The 3,951-nt window shown below is 66.6% G+C and carries 3 protein-coding genes and 1 tRNA gene; all 4 read right to left on the reverse strand.

From position 1 onward, the window contains the following. Window positions 1-1,633: hypothetical protein (locus WA944_RS19575; protein WP_526372392.1), on the reverse strand; the 1,633-nt coding region annotated here is incomplete at its 3' end. Between the two features lie 264 nt (window positions 1,634-1,897). Continuing rightward, window positions 1,898-1,971: transfer RNA gene (locus WA944_RS19580), tRNA-Ile, on the reverse strand. Between the two features lie 40 nt (window positions 1,972-2,011). Further along, a complete protein-coding gene (locus WA944_RS19585; protein ID WP_526370468.1) occupies window positions 2,012-2,854 on the reverse strand; it encodes a carboxymuconolactone decarboxylase family protein in 843 nt (280 codons plus the stop codon). A 7-nt stretch (window positions 2,855-2,861) separates the two neighbouring features. Beyond that, window positions 2,862-3,951: metallopeptidase TldD-related protein (locus WA944_RS19590; RefSeq protein WP_526647258.1), on the reverse strand; the 1,090-nt coding region annotated here is incomplete at its 5' end.

The raw sequence follows: 3,951 nt of genomic DNA on the forward strand, positions 1-3,951 counted from the left end.
GCCCCACCTTCCACGGAGTCTCCAGTCCCAGCAGATGGCGGTACAGCTCGGTGTCGCGCATACCCCATATCCTGCCGCTGACGGCCGTCACGCCCACATCGGGCCCACGAAAAACCCGGAAGCGCCCGATTTCATAACCGTCGATCACGCGCTGAATGCCGAGGACGAGAAGCACCCCCGCCACCCCCAGCATCAGCGTGAGCGCAAGATCGAAATTCATGAACTCGACGGGCGCTACCGAGTTCCAGCACGACACGATCACGTTCCAGATGACAACGGTGATGACGTAGGTGAGCCAGCCGAACCGCCGACGACTGATGGCCAATACGACAATCGACACCGCGGCCGCGATGAACACGAGAACTCCCACCAACGCCGCGAACGCCGTCAGAAGTTGCATCGTCGACTCTGATGCCGGATCGACAACGGGCTTGCCAATCCGGCGGCCATTCCCCAACACGGTCGCGATCGTCACTCCGAGAGCAACAGCCACTGGGTAACCCAGGATGATCAGCGTACGGTTCTGGACTAGAGCGTGAAGAAGCCCAAAAGCGATGAGCACCGCCACGCCGATGATGGACGCCCACCGCACGGTGACAATCGTCGCCATCATCGCGATCGTGACGACCACGCCGAGTCCGACACCAAGGGCCCCGCCGACGAGGAGGCCGGCGTAACGGGCCACCTGCGTGTGATCGGCGGCCAACAGACGGACACGCGAGTTCACCACAAACAACACGATGGCAACCATGGCGGCGATCGCCGCCATCAATATGGTGGGTTGCGTCGGGACGATCACGCGCTCGTCAGGCCTGAGAACACGGTAGATGGCCCACACCGCTGCCAAGGCAATGAGTTTCGCGAGGACGATGTAGAAGATGAGGGGCGTGTTTCTGCCGACGTACTGGGCCAGGGCTTGGCCACGCCGCCGCGTGCCCTCAAGGGCTGCCACGGCCGCGGATACCGTCACACCGATGGCCACCGCTACGCCGACAAGAGCCAGCACGACCACTGGCAGCATCAGGAGCGCGGAGATGCCCATGGCGTAGACGCCCATCGCTTTGGTCACTCCGAGCACCATGATCCAGAGAATCGCGGGGACGATCACCCGACGGGCCCGATCTGCATCGATAAACCCAGGAGACGAACGCGGGGTCGGGCGCAACACGTAGACGCAAGCGACTCCCAGCGCGGCCCATACCACCGTCCGGATCAGCGCCCATTCGGGCCTGGGGCTGGTGCGCTGGTCCTCATTCATGGCCAAGATCGAGAAGGCGACCAATACCAAACCCGCTGTGGGCAGAAGCCGAACGCCAGATCGGCTCAGATTGGCCAGTATGCCTTGTTCTTTCGATCCGCGAACGGCGCCCGCCAGGACGCCGAGCGACATCATGAGAGCGCCGTAGAGGACCACACCGGTGACCGCGCGAGAACGCCTCGTCAGCGGTCGGTCCAGAGGTCCGGTACCGAGGATGGACATCGTGACGACGAGCATGGCCAGTGCGATCGCGGCCATCACGGCCAGTGCGACAACTCGTTCGGCAGGAGTCAGGCTGTCGAGATTGCGATCAGTCAGGCGATGGCCGATCGAGCGACTCAGCTGTTGCCTAGTAGGCGTCGGCACATCGCTCACGGACCCCCCAGTTCACCGCAAGCTAACCCGACTCTGAGGCGCGGCGGGGGCACATCTGGATTTTTGCTAGCGACGCACTCAAACCGCAGCCATGTTCCGTCCACGGCAGGCACGAGGAGGCGATCCGAACTCGGGTGTGAGGACCGCCGTTACCCACAGCTCCTCAAGACAGTTGCGGGGCGCTCGAGGCCGAAGGCTCGTCGGCCCGCATCGGCGCCGACCGCCACCGGCACAACCGGGCATGATCCAATTCAGCCTTCAACGTGGGGCGGGCGGGGCTCGAACCCGCGACCAATGGATTATGAGTCCACGGCTCTAACCGACTGAGCTACCGCCCCGGCACGACGTGCGCGGCCACCATGGTCGCATATGGCCGTCTCAAACGAAGATCGTCTGTCCGGCCTCGTACACCTCGTAGCGCTCGGTGCCCTCGGCGACGCGGGGTTCATCGGCGGCCAGCGAGGCCGCGATCTTGTTCGCCGCGTTGCGCATCACGTCCAAAGTCAGCTCGATCATCTGCTTGCCCGAGAAGTGCTTACGCACCCCGGCCGCCACCGATTGGTCGATCTGCGAAGGCGTCCAGACCAGCGCGTCGACGTAGCGCAGCGCGGCTTTGTGCGCGTCCGACAGGTCGTCGGCGGACTCGAAATCGGCGATCTGGCGGTAGATGTCCTCCGACCCGCCGGCGTCGAGAGCGTGTGCTTCCCGCAACGACTGGCACAGCCGGCAGTGGTGCGCCGCCGCGCCGCGCAACCGGACGATCTCCGTGGTGACCGGGTCGAGCTTGCTCAGCCGGGCCACCGCGGGCACGAACCCGTTGAGCAGCGCGTCGACCGGGTCGGTGTCGCGGTTCCACTGCACATCGGCGGTTCGCCCCGGGTGCCCGAGATCGAGAGCCTCACATCCGGCCCAGACCCGCGGCACGAAGTCGGCGATGAAGATCGCCACCGCGACCCGAAAGGCGTTGTCTCCCGCGGCGGCGAGGAAGCGGGTGCGCTGGTTGTCCCCGATGTTGGTCACGTCCACCGAGAACTGCTCGGCGAACGCCGCCAGAACGGACAGCTCCTCGGTCCGCTCGTCGGCCAGATCGCCCGGCGTCGGTAACGCCGGCAGAGCCAGCGCCCGTCCGCAGGTCAACCTGATCAGGGTGTCGGCATTCCTGTCCCCGCTGGACAACGCCACCAGTCCGGCCAGCCGCTCCGAGGGTGTGGGTTCACTCACACCAGGATTATTGCGCCTGACTGACCGAGGACATGTGAAAGTCGGGGATCCGAAGCGTCGGCATCTGAGCGCGGGTCGCCCAGTCACCCCACTCCCGGGGCAGGGTCAGCTCGCTGACGCCGGCCTGGGTGGCACGACGCAGCAGGTCCAGCGGGCTCTCGTTGAAGCGGAAGTTGTTCACCGCGGCCGTGACCTCGCCGTCCTCGACCAGGTACACCCCGTCGCGGGTCAGTCCGGTGAGCAGCAGCACCGACGGGTCGACCTCGCGCATGTACCACAGCGTGGTCAGCAGCAGGCCCCGTTCGGTGCCGGCGATCATGTCCTGCAGGCTCTGCTGCCCGCCGGTCATCAGGAGGTTGTCGGCGCCCACCGTCACCGGCGCGTCGAACTCCGCGGCCGCCGCCCGCGGGTAGGACAACGCGTTGATCGCACCGTCGCGGATCCAGTCGACGCGCTCGATCTCCAGCCCGTTGTCGAACACCGAGGCCCGCTCCGAGGAACTCGCCGTCGCGACGAACGGCGCACACTCCAACCCGGCCGCGCGCGGGTCTGAGTACAGCGTCAACGGCAGCGACGTCAGTTTCTCCCCCACCCGGGTCCCGCCGCCACGCGCCGCGAGCGCGGTGCGTCCCTCCTGCGCGCCCCTGCCGCCCAGCGTCCAGCTCAGGTAGATCATCATGTCCGCCACCGTGGACGGCGGCATGATCGTCTCGTAACGCCCGGCGGGCAGCTCGATGATGCGCCGCGCCCACGACAACCGCGTCGCAAGCTGGTCGAGCATCGAATCCGTTGGCACCGCTTCGAAATCGGGGGTGCCGACGCCCACCCAGGCGCTGGCACCGGAACGTTTGGCGTTGATCTCCACCGACCCGGTGGGCTCGGTGAACCGCCGGCGCAACCCGTTCGAGGTCGCGACGAACGTCGTCTCGACGATGTGGCGTGCGTAGCCGAACAGCGTGTCACTGCCCCGAAAGCCGCGCGCCAACGCGCCGGCCACGTCACCGAAGACCTCCGCCCCCGTTCCGGGCACCGGCGCATCCCAGTCGGGCGGCGCGTCAGCAGCCGGCAGTGCCGGCGCGGCGTCCCTGGCGTGCGGC

The sequence above is a fragment of the Mycobacterium sp. genome (assembly GCF_049683355.1).
GTDB lineage: Bacteria > Actinomycetota > Actinomycetes > Mycobacteriales > Mycobacteriaceae > Mycobacterium.